This is a genomic window from Mesorhizobium sp. CCNWLY176, assembly GCF_037153935.1.
Classification (GTDB): Bacteria; Pseudomonadota; Alphaproteobacteria; order Rhizobiales; family Rhizobiaceae; genus Mesorhizobium_M; species Mesorhizobium_M zhangyense.
This window is the reverse complement of the sequence record NZ_JBBBDZ010000027.1, coordinates 1-19,744: the sequence shown is the minus strand read 5'-3', so window position 1 is coordinate 19,744 and position 19,744 is coordinate 1. Positions and strand designations below refer to the sequence as shown.

Here is a 19,744-nt window from a genome sequence, read left to right as displayed (position 1 = left end):
GCTGCCATTAAGCCTGGACACTAGGCGGCCACAAAAATGGGAACACGAAGCTCGGAGAAGGTCTAATGACACGACAAGGCGTCACGGTTGCGTCCAACTATTCTTGGCTGAAGATACTATCTGGATATTCTCTTGGAGAACTGCAGGCTTCGGCCTCGATCACAGCGAGGCTTTTGCGCAAGCTGGCTGTTGCCGGCTTCGTTGCGACCGCCATTCCGGGTGTCTACGCAAACGCTGCGGACTTTAAATTTGCCGGCCCGCTCGATGCCTACACGCTCGATCCTCATGCAGTTTCGAATACGCTGATATTTGCCGTTCTGAGCAATGTCTATGAGCCGCTGGTTCGCCGCAACGACAAGCTTGAGCTGGAGCCGGCTCTTGCGACCTCCTGGAAGCAGCGGGACGACACGACGTGGGAATTCACCTTGCGCGAGGGTGTGAAGTTCCAGAATGGAGACGACTTCACTGCCGATGACGTGATCTTCTCGCTGACCCGCGGCAAGGCCGGTGGCATCAAGTCGAACATTGCATCGATCGTCTCGGCTGAAAAAGTCGATGATCACAAGGTCCTGCTGAAAACGTCCGCCCCCAACCCGGTCTTGCCGAACCAGATCGTCAACTGGTTCATGATGGACAAGGAGTGGGCTGAAGCCAATGGCGCCGTTCAGCCCGGCAGCGCCAACAACAACACCGAGACCTTTGCCAACCGCAACGCCAACGGCACCGGCCCTTACATCATCAAGAACCGCGACCCGGGTGTGAAGACCGTCTTCGAAACGAATACCGGCTGGTGGGACAAGAAGGTCGGCAACGTCGAAACCGCAACCTTCTTCGTCATACCCAATCCCTCGACCCGCGTTTCGGCGTTGCTGTCCGGCGAAGTCGACATGATTGATGGCGTGCCGCCGCAGGATGCACAGCGCGTCGATGATGCCGACGGCCTACATGTCGAGGCGGGTTCCGATCTACGCACCATCTATCTGCAGCCGGATGTGGCTCGCGACAATCTGATCTTCGGCAGCGAGAAGGACAAGAACCCGTTCAAGGATCTGCGTGTGCGCCAGGCAATGCAGCTTTCGATCGACACCAGCGCCATTCAAAAACGTATCATGCGCAATTTCTCGACCCCGGTCGGTCTGCCCATCGGCCGCGAGGTGACGGGTTTCGATGCGGCCATAGGCGAGCCGGTTGCAGCAGATGTCGATAGAGCCAAGGCTTTGATGGCTGAAGCCGGCTATGAAAAAGGCTTTTCGGTCACGCTCGACTGTACCAACGACCGCTTCATGAATGACGAGGCCACCTGCCTTGCGATCGCAGCCTCGCTGGGCAAGATCGGCATCAAGGTCGAGCCGCGTGCGCAGACAACGGGTCAGTGGGCAAAGCAGGTCAACCCGCCGGAATACAACACGAGCTTGGCGCTGCTGGGCTATTCACCTTTCACATATGACGCGCACATCTTCCTGACCTCGATCGTGGCGACCCGCGATCCAGCCAATGGTCTGGGCTCCTTCAACATCGGCGGTTATTCGAATCCGGAAGTCGACAAGCTGATTGCCGAAAGCGGCAAGGAAACGGATCAGGAAAAGCGTACCGCGATGATCGAGCAGGCGATGAAGATCATCAAGGAAGATGTCGGCTTCATTCCAATCCACCAGTTGAAGCAACTGTGGGGCGTGAAGGACAGCATCACTGTCGTGCAACCCGCTGATCTCGGCTACCCGTTGCGCTACTTCACGGTAAAGCAATGACCATTGCGAATGACGTCACGCGGCACCTTGCGGACCTGATTGCCTTTCCGACGATCAGCGCAGTTTCGAACCTCGATCTCCTTGACTATGTCGAGCGCGAGGCCGCTCCTTTCGGAGCCCGCTTCAAGCGATTTCCGAACGCGGAAGGCGATAAGGCGAATCTGCTGGTCACGGTCGGCCCCGAAGTCAAAGGCGGCGTCGTGTTCAGCGGTCACACCGACGTTGTCCCGACACAGGGCCAATCCTGGACAGGCGATCCCTGGACGCTGCGAAACAACAACGGCCGGCTGATCGGGCGTGGCGCCACCGACATGAAAGGCTTTCTGGCTTGTTGCCTCACTGCCTTGCCGGAGCTTTCATCAAGGCCGCTCAAGGCCCCGGTTCACCTCGCCTTCTCTTATGACGAGGAAGTCGGCTGTACCGGTGTTGGAGCAATGGCTGACTGGATAGGACAAAGCCATATGAAGCCCAGTCTCGCCGTCATCGGCGAGGCAACCAGCATGGACATGATATCCGCGCACAAGGGTGGCCTGATCGGTTGGGTTCGCATCAAGGGCAAGCCCGGCCACTCGTCGCAACCCGATCGCTACGTCAATGCGGTGATGGTCGCAGGTGATCTGATTGCCGAGATCAACAGGATTCGCGCCGAAATGCGATCCGGTCCCCAATTTGAAGGCCTCGACCCGCCCTATTCGACGATCCAGGTCAACCAGATCAAGGGTGGCCTGCACGGCAACATCGTCGCCGAGGCCTGCGATTTCTTTTGGGAAATGCGCATCATTCCAGGCGAAAGCGATCTGGACGTGCTGGCTCGAATGGAGCGATTTGCCAAAGACGTGCTTGAGCCGGCAATGAAGGCGGTCGATCCGGAAACGGGCATCGTCTTCGAGGTTCAGGCCCGCATTCCGGGCCTGAAACCCAATGGCGACGACGCGCTTGATGCGGAGTTGCTCAAGTGTCTGGGCCGCACCGCGCCTCGCTATGTATCGTATGGAACCGAAGCGGGCATTTTCCAGAATGCCGGAGTACCTTCCGTCGTGATCGGTCCCGGCGATATAGCCGATGCCCATCAGCCCGACGAATCCGTCGAGATCGCCGAGCTGGAGCGCTGCGTCGCGTTTCTTCACAGCCTCGGCAATCGCTGCTGCTGAGATAAACCAATGTTGACATACACTGCCTCCCGCATCGGGCAGACGATCATCGTTCTTTTGATCATCAGCTTCATCGCCTTCCTGCTGGTGGCAAACCTTGGCGATCCATTGTCCGCGCTTCTGAGCGCCGATGCGACGGTTGCCGAGCGCGCTGCCCTGATCAAGCAGCTCGGTCTCGAGCAGCCCATGTTGAGCCGCTTCGCAAGCTTCCTGACCAATTTCCTTCAGGGCGATCTGGGCACCTCGTACCGGACTCAGGAACCGGTCGCGAAGCTGATTGTGGAGAGACTTCCGGCAACTGTGGAATTGGCCTTCGTCAGCCTGATCTTCACGATTTTTGTCGGCATCCCGGCAGGTATCTTCTGCGGCGTCAATCCGAAGTCTCCAATTTCTCGCGGTATCATGCTGTTTTCGATCACCGGTATCACGCTGCCGAATTTCGTTGTCGGCATCGCGCTGATCGCAGTCTTTTCCGTGCAGCTGGCCATCCTGCCGTCATTCGGCCGTGGCGAGACGGTCAGTCTCGGTTTCTGGTCGACCGGCCTGCTGACGGTATCCGGATGGCAGGCGATAATCCTGCCGGCGATCACGCTCTCAACCTTCCAGATCACTTTCATCATACGCATGCTGCGCACCCAGCTGATGGAGGTCGGACAAAGCGAGCATATCCGCTTCGCCCGTGCCCGCGGCGTTCCGGAAACCACGATCTGGTTCCACTACGCGGTGAAGAATACGCTTCTGCCCGTGATCACCATGTTGGGACTGCAACTCGGTAACATCATCGCGTTTTCCGTCGTCACCGAAAATGTCTTCGCCTGGCCGGGGCTCGGCTCGCTGTTCCTGCAATCGATCCAGGCCGCCGATATCCCGGTGATCGCGATCTACCTGATCTTTGTCGGCGCCGTCTTCATGATCATCAACCTTGCGGTCGAACTCAGCTATCCGCTGATCGATCCGCGCGTTCTAAGGAGGAAGTGATGAGCAATGTGACGCTTCCGTCCGCAGCCGCGCCGCGCACATTTCGCAGTTCGTTCTTCAGGGCAATGCGCAATGCACCGGGTCCGACATTCTCGGCATTGGTAATTCTTGCGCTCGCGCTTTACGCCGTGATCGTGCCGATGTTTGCGGTCAATCCGTTCGAGCTGAGCGGCATGTCGGTGCTCGACGCGTTCACGCCTCCGTTCTGGATGGCCGACGCCAACCCGGATTTCCCGCTGGGCGCGGACGATCAAGGACGCAACTTGCTGACCGCAATGGCCTACGGCCTGCGAACCTCGATCATCGTCGGCATGCTGTCGGTCTTGATCGGACTGGTCGTTGGCGGCACGCTTGGCCTCGTCGCCGGTTTCGTCGGCGGCCGGATCGATGCGCTGATCATGCGATTTGCCGACGTCCAGCTTGCTTATCCGGCCCTGCTGCTTGCCATGATCATCGATGGCGCGTCGCGTGCCGTTCTTGGCAACGAGCGCAGCGCCGGAACGGCCATTACGATCGTCGTCGTCTCGATCGGTATCGCCTTCTGGGTTCAATATGCCCGCACGATCCGTTCGTCAGTGATGATCGAGCGGGACCAGGATTATGTCTCCGCGGCCAGGATCACCGGGCGCAGCAATATAGGCATCATCTTCCTGCATATCCTACCCAACGTCATGGCGCCGGTGCTGGTGATCGCCACCATCAATCTCGGCATCGCCATCATCACCGAAGCGACCCTGAGCTTCCTCGGCATCGGCATCCCGATTACATCGCCCTCGCTCGGCACGCTCATCCGCAACGGCAACAATTTCCTGCAATCCGGTGAATGGTGGATATCGATCTGGCCATGCCTGATCCTCGTCTTCTTCGTCGTCGCGGTGAACGTTCTGGGGGATCATTTGAGGGACATCTACAATCCACGCCTGAGGCTGCGCTCATGAGCATGCCGCTTCTCGAGGTCAAGGACCTTACCGTCACGTTGAGCCGTCAGGATCGGCAGATCATGGCGCTCGACAATGTATCGTTTTCGATCAAGCCTGGTGAAGTGCTCGGCATCGTCGGTGAATCCGGAGCTGGAAAGTCGATCACCGGTGCTGCGATTATCAATCTTCTGGTGCCGCCGCTGCGGCGCACCAGCGGCATCATTACGCTCGCGGGAGAGCGGCTGGATACTCTCAGCCCCCGTGCCCTGCGTTCCGTACGCGGCGGTCGTATCGGCTTCGTCTTCCAGGACCCGATGACATCACTCAACCCGGTGATCACCATCGGCAGGCAATTGATCGATACGATCCGCACGCATTTGCGCCTTGGCCGGGATCAGGCCAGGCGCAAGGCCGTCGACTGGCTCGACCGTGTCGGTCTTCCCAACCCGGACCTGACCCTTGATCGCTATCCGCATCAGCTTTCGGGCGGCATGCGTCAGCGCGTCGTGATCGCGCTCGCACTCTGCGCGGATCCGGTTCTGCTGATCGCCGATGAGCCGACCACCGCACTCGACGTATCGGTTCAGGCGCATATCCTGCAACTGCTGCGTGATCTGCACCGGGAAAGCGGAACCAGCATGCTCTTGATCACGCACGATCTTGGCGTCATTGCGAAGATGGCCGACACGGTGGCTGTCTTTTACGCGGGCCGTGTCGCAGAGATCAGCCCGGTCAAGGAGCTCTTCACCAGACCGCGCCATCCCTACACTGAAGGCTTGATCCGCGCGACGCCGGCGCTCACAGCCGCCGGCGAAATCCAGCTCAATCCCATCGCGGGCGCCATGCCGGGTCTCGGTGCGCTTCCAAATGGCTGCGGCTTCAATCCGCGCTGCCCGAAAGCGCAAGATGACTGCCGCACGATCGTCCCACCTTTGACGCAACAGGATTTGTCGGCATTTGCGTGCTTTCATCCCTTGGAAAGGAGCCTTGTTCAATGAAGAAGGCCCCGGACATCCTCGTTCTCGACGAGGTCAGCAAGGTTTATCACGGCCAGCAGGGTATGCTGGAAAGACTGAGAGGCGGGCCTTCGTCCGACACCCGCGCCGTTTCCAATGTCAGCCTTGTCATTCGCCATGGCGAGACCGTCGGTCTGGTCGGTGAAAGCGGATGCGGGAAGTCGACGCTGGCCAGACTGGTTTCAGGGTTGATCAAGCCGACCAGCGGCAGCATCAACTTTCGCTCCGTTGCGCTGCCTGGCCATCCGCCCCGCTTGCAGATGATCTTCCAGGACCCATTCAGCTCGCTCAATGGGCGCTGGAAAATCGCCGATGCAATCGCTGAACCGATCGTCGTTCACAAACTGCGCAAAGGCCGTGCGGCGATCCGCGCCCGCGTCGATGAACTGCTCAACCTCGTCGGTCTCTCAAGCGCCGATGGCGAAAAATATCCGCAGGAGTTTTCCGGCGGCCAGCGCCAGCGCATCTGCATCGCAAGAGCGCTCGCGGGCGAGCCTGAGTTCCTGATACTCGACGAGCCCACCAGCGCGCTCGACGTTTCGGTTCAGGCGCAGATCCTCAATCTACTGCGCGATCTGCAAAAGAACCTCAATCTGACCAGCCTGTTCATCACGCATAATCTGCCGGTGGTGCGGATCATGGCCGATCGTATCGGCGTGATGTATCTCGGCGAACTGGTCGAAGAGGCTGCTTCCGAGGAACTCTTCGTCAACCCACGCCATCCCTATACGCGCATGCTGATCGATGCTGCGCCAAACATGGACGTGGACGACAGATCGTTGCACCCGATCATGGGCGAGCTGCCAAGCCCGGCATCACCGCCTCAAGGTTGCCGTTTCAGCAGCCGCTGCCCGTTCGTCAAAAATCTTTGCCGGGCCGAAGCGCCACCGAAACGACGTACCGAAAAGGGCGGGATGTTTCGCTGCCATTTCGAACCGGATCTGACCCAGATGCCATCTATCGCTGATAAGAAGGCGGCGGCACAGCACGCATGACAGCCTTTAACTTCAAAGCATATCGGTATGAATGATGGATGCATCCGCAGTCCGCGCGCGTAACGCCGTGATAAACCGGGCCGTCGGCTATCTCGACGACGGTTCTTTCAAGGCGATACTTGCCAGCCGCGTGGCCATTCCCTCGGCCAGCCGTCTGCCTGAGCACAAGGCTGATCTTGGCCGCTATATCACCGAGAATTTGCAGCCGCATTTCGAGCGGATGGGCTTTGTCACCCGAATTTTCGAGAACGACCTGGCGCCGGGACCATTTCTCCTGGCCGAACGGATTGAGGGCGCCGGGTTGACGACCGTGCTCCAGTACGGCCATGGCGATGTGGTTGCCGGCCTGGAAGATCAATGGGCCGAAGGTCTTCTGCCTTTCGCGATGACGGAGAGGAACGGCAACTGGTACGGCCGTGGGACGGCCGACAACAAGGGCCAGCACTCCATCAACATGGCCGCGATCGAAGCCGCAATTACCGAGCGCGGCTCGCTCGGTTTCAATCTCAAATATCTGATCGAGATGGGGGAAGAGTCTGGCTCACTCGGGCTTGAGATGTTTTGCGCAACGCATAAGCGTGAGCTCGCGGCCGACGTCTTCATCGCCTCCGACGGGCCAAGACTGGCGCTCGACAGACCGACAATCTTTCTCGGCGCACGCGGGGGCATTTCGTTCAATCTGGAAATCCAGGCGCGCGAAAGCTTCCAGCATTCCGGAAACTGGGGCGGTTTGCTGTCCAATCCGGGTATCGAGCTTTGCCACGCCATCGCGGCGCTCGTTGGCCGCATGGGTGAGATAAGAGTGCCGGAAATGACGCCGGGCACCATCCCCGCCAATGTCCGGACGGCCCTCAAGGACATAAAGATCACACCCACACAGGGCGACCCGCAGATCGACGAGTGGTGGGGCGAACCCGGCCTGACCTCCGAAGAAAAGGTATTCGCCTGGAGCTCATTCGAAGTCATGGAGATGGAGTGCGGCAACCTGGCCCAGCCGCTCTACGCGATTCCGCCGCGCTCGCGCGCTCGCGTCCAGCTGCGCTTTCCGGTCGGTGTCGATGTCAAGACTATCGTGCCAGCCGTGAGGAATGCCCTGAAAGAGGCCGGCTTTGATCGCGTCGTGGTCAACGATCCGACCGACGCGATTTTTTTAGCAAGCCGGCTTGATCCCGATCATCCGTGGGTTCGCCGTGTTGCCGCCTCAATCGAAACGACGCTCGGACAAAAACCGGCGATCCTTCCCAATCTGGGCGGATCGCTACCGAACAACATCTTCTCCGATCTTCTCGGCCTGCCGACGATCTGGATCCCGCATTCCTATCCGGGCTGCCTGCAGCACGCCGCCAACGAGCATCTGCCTGTCGCGATCGTGCGCGAAGGACTTGTCATGATGGCGGGCCTTTACTTCGATCTTGGAGAGGAGGGGCGTTCGTGAGGAGGCAATTTCCTCTGTCGACTGCGCCATGACGGGCGGAGTATCCTGGCGACTTGCTTTAATGACGTATCGCCCGCTGAGCTGGCAACGCATCGGCCTGAAATCAATTGGCAAGGCAGAACCCCTCCGCACGCTCGGACAGCGGTTAAAGTGACATCGGCAAAGCCATTCCTACGCAACGCCAAAACCATTGCCCAACCGCCCCCGTTGTGGGAGAAGGTGTCGTCGCAGGCGAGGGTGCTGAAGCGCCTCCATCGACAAAAACAACCGCTCAAACAATGGCTTGGCGATTGTTCCGATTTGTGATCAGGTGATCACACCGTCTCGGTTGGCGGAGCAATATGCTTCGATTTCTCATATTCGGAGCGGCGAGGGAAGCGAGGCCGATTTTGAGTTTGGGATTTGAACCGGTTTCAGGCCGCACCACCGTCCAGGACGGCGTTTATCACCAGCTTCGCCACGCCTTGATGATAGGCAGTTTCGATCCCGCGCAGACGCTCACCATCGCGTCGCTGGCCGAGGCCTTCGGAACCTCGAACATGCCGGTGCGCGAGGCTCTGCGCCGGCTTGCCGCCGAAAACGCGCTGGAGATTTCGCAGAATGGGTCAGCCTGCGTGCCTAAAGTCACCCGCGCGCGGCTCGACGATCTGTGTCGGGCTCGTGTCGCCGTCGAAGGGCTGGCAGCGGAACTCGGCGCGCCGCGGCTGAGTGCCACTGACATTGCCGCCCTGCAGCAGATCACTGCCGAGCAGCAGGCGATCGGGCGCAACGACAGTATCTATGAGCTGATTTCCAAGAACCAGCAGTTCCATTTCATCATTTACCGCGCCTCCGGCTCCGAGGTGCTGTTCCAGTTGATCGAGACGCTGTGGCTGCGTTTCGGACCCTATATGCGCCTGCTTTCCAACCATGTCGCACCTTCCATGCGTGCCGGCACGATGGAGCCGTCGGGGCGGCACACCGTCATCATCGCGGCGCTGAAGGATCGCGATTTCGCACGCGCACGCGACGAAGTGGTTGCCGACATAAAGACCACGCAGGAGACGCTGCGCACGCTCTGCCCGGATGTTCCCGAGGCCAGGCAGGTCAATTTTGCCACATTCGGCAAGAGCTGACACGCCCTCGCAGGCAAACGGCGAGCTCTAAGCGCAAAAGCTTTTCCAGGCCATTCCGAAGGTTGCGCTATGGCAACCGCTTTCCTGCAAAACTCCTGCCTATTCTTACCCATCCCAGTTGATCCCTGCGGAGTTTTGTGATCATATGATCACAAAACCGGGAACATGGAATGTCAGGTTATTTTCTCTATCATTCGATCGGAACATTTCCGGGCAAGGCCAAGCGCATGGCTTCGGCACTGTCCGAATTTTCCGCGATATGGTCGGCTGAAGACGATGGCCAGTGGCCGGCGGCACTCGCTGCGCGTCAACGCTTCATCGACGCCTGGAGCCGGTTGATCGACGCGCCGAAGAATTCTCTTACCGCAGCCGAAAATGTGACGGCGGCGCTTTACAGCCTGATCGGCGGCTTGCCGCGCGAGCGGCTGGCCGGAAAGCGCCTGCTGGTGGCCGGCGATTGCTTTCCGAGCTTGCATTTCCTGCTTGCCGGTCTCGCTGACCGCTTCGGCTACACCCTCGACACCGTGCCGCTTCGCCCCGGCGAAAGCTGGGTCCGCGACGAGGATTTCCTGGCCCACTGGCAGGACGATGTAGGCCTCGCATTGCTGACCTTCGTCACCTCCACCGCTTCGCATCGCTGCGATGTGGCGCGGCTTGCCGCCCATGGCCGAAAGATGGGCTCGCTGGTCGGAGTCGATATCACCCAAGGCGTCGGGGTGGCGCCCTTTTCCGTTTCCGCAACACCCGTTGATTTTGTCGTCTCGAGTTCTCTGAAATGGCTGTGCGGTGCATCGGGTGCCGGCATTCTGCAAGTCGCGCCCGACCTACTGAAAGCTTGCCAGCCGGAACTGCGCGGCTGGTTCAGCCAGGAAAATCCGTTTTCGTGGGGCCTCGACCGCTTCGCCTTTGCTTCCGATGCGCGCCGTTTTGATCATGGCACGCCGGCCATTCTGGCCAGCGTCGCTTCCCAGCCTGGACTCGACTGGGTCATGCAAACCGGCATCGACACCGTTGCCGCCCGCAATGTCGCCATGAGCGAGAAAATCATCGGCCACGCGCTGGAAAACAGGTGGGCTGTCCGCTCGCCGCTCGACGCCACGCAACGCGGTGGCAGCGTCATGCTAATCTTGCCGGCCGGCATTGACCCTGTCGCGGTGGTGGCGAGGCTGCGCGCCGAGCAACTCTACTGCGACGCGCGCGGTTCCACGCTCAGGCTGTCGCCGGGTCCGGTCACCGACGACGCGTCCATCGATGCGCTGATCGCCAAGCTGCAAAACCTTATCGGCCGGGAGGAGCGCCGCGCTTCGTGACGGCAGGTATCGCCTCGCCTTCAGCCGTGGGAGCGAGGGGATGAAGACAAAAAGGCCCGCAACGAAAACTGAACCAAAGGGAGAGAGCATGTTGAAACGTCTGGGACTGATTAGCATCATGATCGCCGCAAGTGTCGGCTTCGCCGCGCCTGCCTTTGCCGACAAGATCGTGGTGGGGGCCTATCCGGCGAACCCGCCATGGGAATACAAGACCGATTCCGGCAGTTTCGAGGGCTTCGAAATCGATGTTGCCGCCGATGTCGCCAAGCGCATCGGCGCGGATGTCGAGTTCCAGGATCTCGGCTTCCAGGCGTTGTTTGCGGCGACCGCTTCGGGCCGCATCGACTTCGCCGTATCGTCGATCTCGATCACCAATGAACGCCTGCAGAACCAGGCCTTCACGCAACCCTATTACGACAGCGACGGCACCATCGTCGGCAAGGCCGACTCCACGCTCACCTCGCTCGACGACCTCAAGGGCAAGACCATTGGCGTGATCGCCGGCTCGACCGGCGACGCCTACATGAAGGAAAATGCTGAAAAGCTCGGCGTTGCCGAAGTGAAGAGCTACAACGCCCAGCAGGATCTGTTGCTCGAAGTCCAGAACGGCCGCATCGATGGCGGCGCCGGCGAGTTGGCCGGCTTCCAGTTCGCCATCCAGAAGATGCCGGCGCTGAAAGTCCTCGTCCGCATTCCGACCGGCGAACGCTTCGCCATGATGACGAAAAAGGGCCATCCGATGCTGGAAAAGGTCAACAGCGCCATCACCGAGATGAAGACGGACGGTACGCTTGCCGTAATCCACAAGAAGTGGTTCGGCGTCAATCCGGAAGCCGGGACGTCGACGGTCAAGCCGAGTGAAATCCCGCAAGCTCAATAAACACAAGCGGTGCCGGGCCTGTCCATCGCGGTCCGGCACCTCGCCTCCACACCTTCCCATAGTGGCCACAGACCGGCTCCAACAAGGCCTCGCCCATGGAACTGATCGATACGTTCTTCAACTGGCAAGTGCTTGTGCGGTCGTTTCCGATCCTGCTGCGCGGGCTTGGCAACACCATCATGCTCGGCTGTGCGGCCATTGCCTTCGGCATGTTGGCCGGACTGGCGATCTGCCTGATGCGCCTCTACGCGCCGAAGCCGCTTCGGCGTCTCGCCACCGCCTATATCGACATTTTCCGCGCGCTGCCGATTCTGGTCGTGCTGATCCTGATCTATTATGCGCTACCATTCGTCGGCATCAGATTGTCGTCTTTCACTTCGGCGGCGCTGGCGCTGTCCATGGTACTCGCCGCGTTTACGGCTGAAGTCTGTCGCGCCGGCATCGAGAATATCCCGAAAGGCCAGTTCGAGGCGGCGGAGGCGCTCGGCCTGCCGTTCTGGACCGCACTGCGCAAGGTGATCCTGCCGCAGGCGATCCGCGTCGTCATTCCGCCGCTGACCAGCAATTGCGTGTCGGTGTTCAAGGACACCGCGCTGGCCTCCGTCGTGGCCATGCCGGATTTGCTGAAACAGGCGACCGACGCGCAGGCCCTGATGGCCAATCCGACGCCGCTGATCGGCGCTGCCATCATCTACCTTGCCATCCTTTGGCCGCTGGTGCGGCTGGTCGCTTACCTCGAAGAGCGCAGCAAGAGACAACTCGGCGCGCACTGACGCGCCATAAAACCCACACGAACTAGATGAAACGAAGGAGACGACCGTGAACCAGCATCTGACCCCGAAGGTGGAAGGCGCCGCCGAAAAATTTCCAGTCGAAAGCATCCGCGCGATGTTCCCGGCGCTGCAGCAGGCCGGCGACTTCATCTTCCTGGATAATGCCGCTGGCGCGCAGATCCCGCAAAGCGTGCTCGACGCCGTCACCAACCATCTGGTCAGCCACAATGTCCAGCGCGGCGGCCGCTATGGCCGTAGCGTCACCGTCGACAAGACCGTCGCCGACGCGCGTGAAAGCGTGGCACTGCTGGTCAACGCCTACGATCCGGCCGAGATCTGCTTCGGCATGAACGCCACGTCCTTCATCCGCCTGGTCAGCCTCGGCGTCGGCCAGATGCTCTCGGAACGCAACGAGATCATCATCACCGACATGGACCACGACGCCAACATCGCCACCTGGCTGGCGCTGGAACCCCTCGGCGCCACCTTCAAATGGTGGCGCATGCGCGAGGACGGCAATCTGCACACCGACGATCTGAAGCCGTTGGTGTCGGAGAACACGCGCCTCGTCGCCTGCACGGTGACGGCGCATTCGATCGGCTCCATCGTCGATGTCGCCTCGGTGGCGAAGATTGCCCATGCAGTAGGCGCCGAGGTGTTCCTCGACTGCGTGCATTACGGCCCACACAGCCTGATCGACGTGCAGGCCTGGGATTGCGACTATCTTGTCTGCTCCGGCTACAAGAATTTTTCGCCGCATATGGGCTTCCTGTGGGGCCGTTTCGAGACACTGAAGCGGCTGCCCACCTTCAAGGAAGATTTCATCCCCAACGAGCCGCCGCACAAAGTTGAGGCAGGCACCTTCATTTACGAGAACGTCGCCGGCATGGACGCCGCGGTGCAGTATCTGGAACTCGTCGGCCGCAATCTGGCGCCTGCCAACAACCGCTCGCGCCGCGAAAACATCGTCTCCGGAATGGCGGCGATCCGCGTCTATGAACTCGACCTGGCTCGCGCCATGCTGAAGGAGTTGAAGGATTGCGGCGCCATCATCTACGGTGTTTCAGACGAAGCCCGCATCAACGAGCGCGTGCCGACCTTCTGCTTCAACATTCCCAACCTGTCGCCGCAGATGGTCGTCGAGCAGATGTCGGAACGCCAGATCGGCATCCGCGACGGCCACATGTATGCGCCGCGCCTGATGAAGCGCCTGAACCTGTCCATGGACAGCGGCGCCATCCGCGCTTCGCTGGTGCATTACAACACGCTGGACGAGGTGCGGCGCTTCGGCGAAGTTTTGCGTGAGATCATCGCCGCCGAGGGATGATCGAAACGACCCAGGGCAGCGAGAAGCCTCCCGCGCTATTCAGCGGGGAGGGGATGTCACAATAATGCGAAATACGGCTCTCTACTCGTTGAGGCTAAAATCGTGATCGTGATCGGGTTCTCGCTGGCCTCAAGGATAAACTGACCTCAGCCGGCGCGATCGAGGAAGCCGTCCGTGCCATAGCCGGCATCATGGCTGCTACCACGGACGGCATGCATCGGCCTTCGATGAAGGCGTGCATGGAGCCCAACGTCGACCGTTGAGGCCGGCTCTGCCTTCTCGTGCAGGCGGATACTTCGACCGGCGCGTGGCGCGCCTTTAGCCAAGTCTCTGACGTGGGACGGTCAACAAGCCTGCCACAGCGAGATGATTTCTTGTTGAATCGCTATCTCGCTCTAGCATATTGATTTTGAGCTATGATCTTGTCTAGCGCAACGACGCGACCGTTTTCAACGCGCCATCAAGCATTGTGCCTTTCTCGTCCTTGAGCGCTGCTTCGCGCAGACGCCTGATCCAGTCGGAGGCATCGTCGCGTCCCTTCACCAGATCAAGCCCGGAAAGCACGCGGTCGAATTTCGACTGGGCGCGAACATGCGTATCACTGTAGCCCTTGATCAGACGGCGACAGTTGAGGATTTCGACGGCAAGCGCATAGTCGGCGGAAACATGATCGAGCGCCAGCCTGTACCAGCGCTCCAGATGCTCCATCTCGACCTTGTGGCGCAGCAGGCCGCGGCGCCAGCGGCGCAGGCCGCCGATGAACCAGAGCGCGGCAAAGCCCGTAAAACTGTCGGTGCGGATGCGCCGGCCACGATTGATGCGGCGATCGAGGAAACCCGCAAGCTTCGGCCGGCTTTCAATGTAGTGGCCGAGCCTGGCCGGCATGGTGCCGCAGAATTCCTCGATGCGTGGATGAAAATATTCGGTCACCTGCAGGATGGTGCCGTTCTTGACCTCGACCTCGCGGCGCACGCGGGCATCGCGCGTCGAGCGCGTCTTCAGATCGGAGACGCGGATCATGTCATCATAGCACATGGCGTTGGCGAGGTGCTTCGCCCCCGCGACCGCCAGCGCGTATTCGTGCGCGGCGCTGTCCAGGGCCACTGCCTTGTCGAGCCGGTCGAGATATTCGCGGCCATAGGCGATATCCTGATAGTCGACCACCTTTTGCAGGCCGCGCCCGGCCATGTCGCGGACGGTTTCGGGATAGGCTTCGACGCGTGCGCGCAAAGCCTGCCAGTCCCTCATCAGACGGTCGGGACCTCTGACGCTGCGCGAAACCGGTGTCGCGCCGCTGGGCTCGGCCTTCGCACCAACGTCTCTCGCATGGCCTCGCGCGCCCTCATAGCCGCCGGCGAATGCCGCGAGGCTGGCCTTCACGCCGCGGCCAGAAGTGCTGATCGTTTCCTCGTAGCTTTCGCGTGGAAAAGGCAGCGCACCCGAGCCGGCCAGCGCGCCGAACAGGCTGGCCGAGATCATCGAGCCGGCATCGGCGGCCACTTTCTCCATGTCGAAGGCGATGAAGCGTTTCGACGCGTTCCCTGCGGTCGCCCGCACTTTTTCCGACGAGGCGCGGCCGTCGCCCGGTTCGATCTTTTCCGACACCGCCGCGATGCGATGCGAGGAAGCAATCAGCGTCGTGCGGTCCGGCGTGACGAAGCCACGCATGATGGCGCGGCCGGCCTCCATGAGTTCGGCAGCAATCAATATGTCGACGTCGCCCTGCGCCGGGGACAGTGCAAAGACCGGCCGGCGGCCCGCATCGTGGCACATTTCGACGTAGTAGATCGTGGCACCGGTGCGCTGCGCGACGCCGGCAACCGAGGTCGACTGGGCGAGATAGCCATTGCGCTCGGCAACGTCGGTAATCCAGTCGGCCAGCACACCGCCGCCCTGTCCGCCGACGGCGAGCACGGCGAGCTTTATGATGCCGTCGTCCTCCGGTGCTGCTGCTTTGATCGAGGAAAGAGCTGTCATCTCAAATGTCCGCAAATGTCAGGCGCCGGCTTTCGCGACGGTTCTGCATGAATCCGATGAGCCTGCGCCGCATCGTCTCCATGAAGCGGTCCCATCTGCCGGGATTGTGGACGACATCAGCGCGGTAGAAGGACGGGCACAGCACGGCCGCATCCGCGACCTCGCCGCAATTTCCGCAGCCGACGCAACTCTGGTCGATATGGGCGACGGGATCGTCGCGCAGCGGATCGTCCAGCGACTTCACCGACAGCGAAGGACAGCCGGAAAGCCGCATGCAGGCATGGTCGCCGGTGCAGATGTCCTCGTCGACGCCGAATTTCGGCTTCACTATGCGCTCGCCGTCCTTGATCGCCTTGGCGACCAGCGGCTTTTCGCGGCGTTGCCGGTTGAGCATGCATTCCGACGAGGCGACGATGACCTTTGGCCCGGTCTCCTCCGTCGTCAGCGCCTCGCGCAGCGTGTCGCGCATCTTGTTGACATCGTAGGTACGCTCGATATGGCGCACCCATTTCACGCCCATGCCCTTCACCGCTTCGGTGATTGGATGTTTCGTCGATTTCGACCGGTTGCTGGCGCGCGACGACAGAATGTCCTGCCCGCCTGTCGCTGCCGAATAGAAATTGTCGACGATGACAATGACGCCGTCATTCTTGTTGAACACGGCATTGCCGATCGAGGAGGTCAGGCCATTGTGCCAGAAACCGCCGTCGCCGACGAAGGAGATCGAGCGCCGCTTGGCATCGGGCGAATTGAAGGCCGAGGCCGAGGCCGGGCCTAAACCATAACCCATCGTCGTCGCGCCAAGTTCGAAGGGCGGCATGATCGAGAACAGGTGGCAGCCGATGTCCGACGCGATGTGGTGCTGCCCCAGCTCCTGCTCGATGAGCTTGGTCGCCGCAAAGATCGGCCGTTCCGGGCAACCGGTGCAGAAGCCCGGCGGACGGCCCGGCACGATCGCCGCCAGATCGGAAATCTCGTCGGCGTTGTCAACCTTGTTCGGCGCACGGATCTGCACCGGCAGCATGTGCGGCGCGCCATCGCGCAGGAACGCGCTGATGCCATCGAACATCACCTGGCCGGTGTATTCACCGGCCATTGGCAAGAATTCCTTGCCGACGATCCTGGTGCCACGCCCGGCCTTGTGCAGCATGTTGCCAAAGGCCTGCTCGATATAATTGGGTTGACCCTCCTCAATGACGAGGACGCTTTCCTTGCCCTCGCAGAAGCGCAGGAATTCGTCGTCGACCAGCGGGTAGACGGCGTTCAGAACATAGAGCGGCACTTCCGTCTCGCCGTAATTGTCGGCAAGTCCCATGCGCTGCAGCGCGCGGATGACGGCATTGTACATGCCACCCTGCAAGACGATGCCGACCTTCGCCTCGTCCGGCCCAAAGAACTCGTTAATCTTGCGCGACCGGATAAAATCGACGGCAGCCGGCCAACGTTTCGCGATCTTTTCCTTCTCGTGGTTGAAGGATGCCGGGGGCAGCACGATGCGGTTTGTGTCGCGGCGTGGCGCGTCCAGCGCCTCGGCCACCGTCATGGCCGGGCGCTTGTTGTCCTTGGTGACGAACTGGCCGTGGACATGGCATGAGCGAATGCGCACCAGAAGCATGACCGGCGTGTTCGACACTTCCGACAGTTCGAAGCCGTCCTCCACCGCCTTGACGATCGAGGGCAGATTAGGGCGCGGATCGAGCAGCCAGACCTGGCTCTTCATTGCAAAGGCATGGCTGCGCTCCTGCATGATGGAGGAGCCTTCGCCGTAATCCTCGCCGACGATGATCAGCGCGCCGCCGGTCACGCCACCCGAGGCGAGGTTGGCCAGCGCATCTGCCGCGACATTGGTGCCGACCGTGGATTTGAAGGTCGCAGCACCCCGGATCGGATAATGCACGGAGGCCGCCAGCATGGCGGTCGCGGTCGCTTCCGAAGCACTCGCCTCGAAATGCACGCCAAGCTCGCCAAGGATTTCCTGCGCATCGGCCAGCACGTCCATCAGATGGCTGATCGGCGCGCCCTGATAGCCGCCGACATAGCCGACGCCGCACTGCAGCAGCGCCTTGGTGATGGCGAGGATGCCTTCGCCGGAAAACTCTTCTCCGGCGCCGAGGCGCAGTTTTTCGACTTCCTTGACAAAGGACCGTTCAGCCATCGGAAGCCTCCTTCACTTGAAATGCGCCCGCAATCACGGACGCATGGGTTGGTCAGGTCAGATGTCGTGCAGGCGGATGTTGCCCAGCATCTTCTGAAGCGTGGCGATCAGAGCCGCGTATTCGGCATCGTCGATGCCGTCGAACATTGCTTCGAAAGCGTCGTGCATCGCCGGCCAAGCGCGGTTGAACTCGCCGCGGCCATCATCGGTCAGGAACACTTTTCGCACACGGCTGTCGTTTTCGGGCGCTTCGCGCCGCACCAGCCCCTGCGCCTCCAGCGCGTCGAGCGTCCGGCTCATCGTCGACTGCTCGATCACAGTGTAAACCGCGAGGTCGTTGACGGTAACGCCGTCGGTGACCGACAGCACAGCCAGTGCCCGCACCTGCGCCACCGTCAACTGCTGCTTGCGCAAATCGTCGCGCAAGGTGGCGTTGTAGCGGCCCATGATGCGGTTCATCAGATAGGGCGCGAATTGCTGCAGGCCGATCTGGCCCAGTGTCGATATGCGCGGTTTCTTTTCCGCAGCTTTCTGGTCCATCAGCCGATCTCCGCCTGCCATGCAGCGGCCCCTCGCTCAGGCCTTGGGGACAAGGGCGAGAACGCGCGTCGGGCTGCCGGTGCCGCTCTTGATCTTCAGGGGAGCGGCGATCAGGATCGCGCCCTTGGGCGGCAGGCGGTCGAGATTGCACAGGCTGGCGAGGCCGTAGCGATTGGCCTTGTGCATCAGGCTGTGCGCCGGGAATGGCGGTTCCATCCCACCGGCCTGGCCTGCATCCGTGCCGATCGTCTCGCTGCCCCAGCCGATCGCGCCGGTCGAGATGATGTATTCGATCGCTTCGGCTGTCGGTCCGGGCGTGTGCGGGCCGGTCTCGTTGGCGTTGAGAAAATCGGCTTCGGAGCCGTTGCGCTTGTACCAGTCGGTGCGCATTACAACCCATTCGCCGGGGCGGATCGCGCCGTGCTTGGCCTCCCAGGCTTTCACAAGTTCGGCCGTCAGCAGGAAGTCGTGGTTTTCGGCCACTTCCTTCGAACAGTCGATGACATTGACGGGTGCGACGAAATTTTTGGCGGGAATGGTGTCGGTCGCACCGTCGGCAAAATCCTTGCCGGTGATCCAGTGCTTGGGCGCATCGAAATGCGTGCCCGAATGTTCGCCGACCTTCAGCCAGTTCCAGGCCCACCAGGGGCCGTTCTTGTCATAGGCGGAGATTTCGTGGATTTCGATCTTAGGCGTGTCGACCGCCAGTTCGGGCGGTAGCTTCAACAAAGGCGTTTCGGGGCCGAGCACTGCGGCCAGGTCCACCACCTCGACATTGCCTGAAAGAAGCAGCTCGGCCAACTCGCCGAGAACGGCACTCGTACCCATCGTCATTCTCCCATTTCCTGTTCCATCCATATGGCTCGTTTCGGCCATTAATATTGTATTAGACGAAAACATATGCAAATGCAATTATCTTAGGCCTAAAGAAAATGTTTAATGGGAGCTTGCGCAAGGCGGCGCGCGAGTTTGATGCGATCATTATCGGAACGGGCCACACGCTCTGCATGCCCCACCAATCTTGCTTCGAAAAGCTGGAACACAGCCCGATCTGAGTGAAAAGATCTGCCCGGCGGCGCAGTGAAGACACTGGAGTTCACCGAGCCGCTTTCCGTCATGATCTTGGCGCGATGGAGTTGAGCTTGTTTGTCGGTTCCGGATTCTCCAAGAAATATGCAAATGAATTAACGTTGGGATTGTTGTTTCCGGGGCATAAGGGGCAGCCGAGGTTCGGTGTGCTCGCATCGCGCCCGGGAGTCCTTGCGCTGCCTCGGCGGACGGTAATCGTGCAAAAAGGTTCAGCCCGACGTTTCCCTACAAGGAAGTCCGGGGGTTCTGCTGCAACGTTTTGAATTCCGGCACTGTGGCAAGGAGAGCTTCTGACATTTTGGAGGATTGAATGTTCAAGGGCCGCCAGTTCGATC

At 60.6% G+C, this 19,744-nt stretch carries 17 protein-coding genes; 12 read left to right on the top strand and 5 right to left on the bottom strand.

From position 1 onward, the window contains the following. The first annotated feature begins 65 nt into the window (after positions 1-65). The 12 genes from WBQ96_RS27410 to WBQ96_RS27355 all read left to right on the top strand — a co-directional run bounded on the left by WBQ96_RS27410 (position 66) and on the right by WBQ96_RS27355 (position 13,648). Positions 66-1,748, top strand: a complete 1,683-nt coding sequence (locus WBQ96_RS27410; protein ID WP_336556155.1) for an ABC transporter substrate-binding protein — start codon at positions 66-68, stop codon at positions 1,746-1,748. Then, on the top strand, positions 1,745-2,899 hold the full coding sequence (argE, locus tag WBQ96_RS27405) for an acetylornithine deacetylase (RefSeq protein WP_165121088.1): 1,155 nt from the start codon (positions 1,745-1,747) through the stop codon (positions 2,897-2,899). The genes WBQ96_RS27410 and argE overlap by 4 nt, the downstream gene beginning before the upstream one ends. Positions 2,900-2,908: 9 nt before the next feature. Beyond that, positions 2,909-3,877 (top strand): ABC transporter permease, encoded by a 969-nt coding sequence (locus tag WBQ96_RS27400; RefSeq protein WP_165121089.1) that lies wholly within the window; start codon positions 2,909-2,911, stop codon positions 3,875-3,877. After that, positions 3,877-4,815 carry an ABC transporter permease gene (locus WBQ96_RS27395; protein WP_165121090.1) on the top strand — a complete coding sequence of 313 codons (939 nt, stop codon included), beginning with the start codon at positions 3,877-3,879 and terminating at the stop codon, positions 4,813-4,815. The genes WBQ96_RS27400 and WBQ96_RS27395 overlap by 1 nt, the downstream gene beginning before the upstream one ends. Next, the gene (locus WBQ96_RS27390; protein WP_336556160.1) at positions 4,812-5,795 is read left to right on the top strand and encodes an ABC transporter ATP-binding protein; all 984 of its coding nucleotides are present in this window, start codon (positions 4,812-4,814) and stop codon (positions 5,793-5,795) included. The genes WBQ96_RS27395 and WBQ96_RS27390 overlap by 4 nt, the downstream gene beginning before the upstream one ends. After that, positions 5,792-6,808 carry an ABC transporter ATP-binding protein gene (locus tag WBQ96_RS27385; RefSeq protein WP_336556162.1) on the top strand — a complete coding sequence of 339 codons (1,017 nt, stop codon included), beginning with the start codon at positions 5,792-5,794 and terminating at the stop codon, positions 6,806-6,808. Before WBQ96_RS27390 ends, WBQ96_RS27385 begins: the two co-directional genes overlap by 4 nt. 31 nt (positions 6,809-6,839) lie before the next feature. Beyond that, positions 6,840-8,243: a M20 family metallopeptidase gene (locus WBQ96_RS27380; protein WP_376767762.1), complete on the top strand. Its 1,404-nt coding sequence runs from the start codon at positions 6,840-6,842 to the stop codon at positions 8,241-8,243. A gap of 389 nt (positions 8,244-8,632) precedes the next feature. Then, a complete protein-coding gene (locus WBQ96_RS27375) occupies positions 8,633-9,358 on the top strand; it encodes a GntR family transcriptional regulator (protein ID WP_336556163.1) in 726 nt (241 codons plus the stop codon). Positions 9,359-9,528: 170 nt separating this feature from the next. Beyond that, the gene (locus WBQ96_RS27370; protein ID WP_336556166.1) at positions 9,529-10,668 is read left to right on the top strand and encodes an aminotransferase class V-fold PLP-dependent enzyme; all 1,140 of its coding nucleotides are present in this window, start codon (positions 9,529-9,531) and stop codon (positions 10,666-10,668) included. 88 nt (positions 10,669-10,756) lie between these two features. Next, positions 10,757-11,548 (top strand): ABC transporter substrate-binding protein, encoded by a 792-nt coding sequence (locus tag WBQ96_RS27365; RefSeq protein WP_165121095.1) that lies wholly within the window; start codon positions 10,757-10,759, stop codon positions 11,546-11,548. Between the two features lie 95 nt (positions 11,549-11,643). Continuing rightward, positions 11,644-12,321 (top strand): amino acid ABC transporter permease, encoded by a 678-nt coding sequence (locus WBQ96_RS27360; protein WP_165121096.1) that lies wholly within the window; start codon positions 11,644-11,646, stop codon positions 12,319-12,321. Positions 12,322-12,367: 46 nt separating this feature from the next. Then, positions 12,368-13,648 (top strand): cysteine desulfurase-like protein, encoded by a 1,281-nt coding sequence (locus WBQ96_RS27355; RefSeq protein WP_336556169.1) that lies wholly within the window; start codon positions 12,368-12,370, stop codon positions 13,646-13,648. Between the two features lie 426 nt (positions 13,649-14,074). On the opposite strand, the gene WBQ96_RS27350 is transcribed toward WBQ96_RS27355, so the two are convergent. From WBQ96_RS27350 to WBQ96_RS27330, 5 genes are all read right to left on the bottom strand, one after another. Then, on the bottom strand, positions 14,075-15,625 hold the full coding sequence (locus WBQ96_RS27350) for an indolepyruvate oxidoreductase subunit beta family protein (protein ID WP_336556170.1): 1,551 nt from the start codon (positions 15,623-15,625) through the stop codon (positions 14,075-14,077). Between the two features lies 1 nt (position 15,626). Next, positions 15,627-17,780 carry an indolepyruvate ferredoxin oxidoreductase subunit alpha gene (locus WBQ96_RS27345; protein WP_336556172.1) on the bottom strand — a complete coding sequence of 718 codons (2,154 nt, stop codon included), beginning with the start codon at positions 17,778-17,780 and terminating at the stop codon, positions 15,627-15,629. A 57-nt stretch (positions 17,781-17,837) separates the two neighbouring features. Further along, on the bottom strand, positions 17,838-18,320 hold the full coding sequence (locus WBQ96_RS27340; RefSeq protein WP_336556174.1) for a MarR family winged helix-turn-helix transcriptional regulator: 483 nt from the start codon (positions 18,318-18,320) through the stop codon (positions 17,838-17,840). A 36-nt stretch (positions 18,321-18,356) separates the two neighbouring features. Further along, positions 18,357-19,148, bottom strand: coding sequence for a cyclase family protein (locus WBQ96_RS27335; protein WP_165121114.1), 792 nt, complete (start codon positions 19,146-19,148; stop codon positions 18,357-18,359). Between the two features lie 286 nt (positions 19,149-19,434). Further along, a partial coding sequence (locus WBQ96_RS27330) for a hypothetical protein (protein ID WP_337035954.1) occupies positions 19,435-19,744 on the bottom strand: 310 nt, incomplete at its 5' end.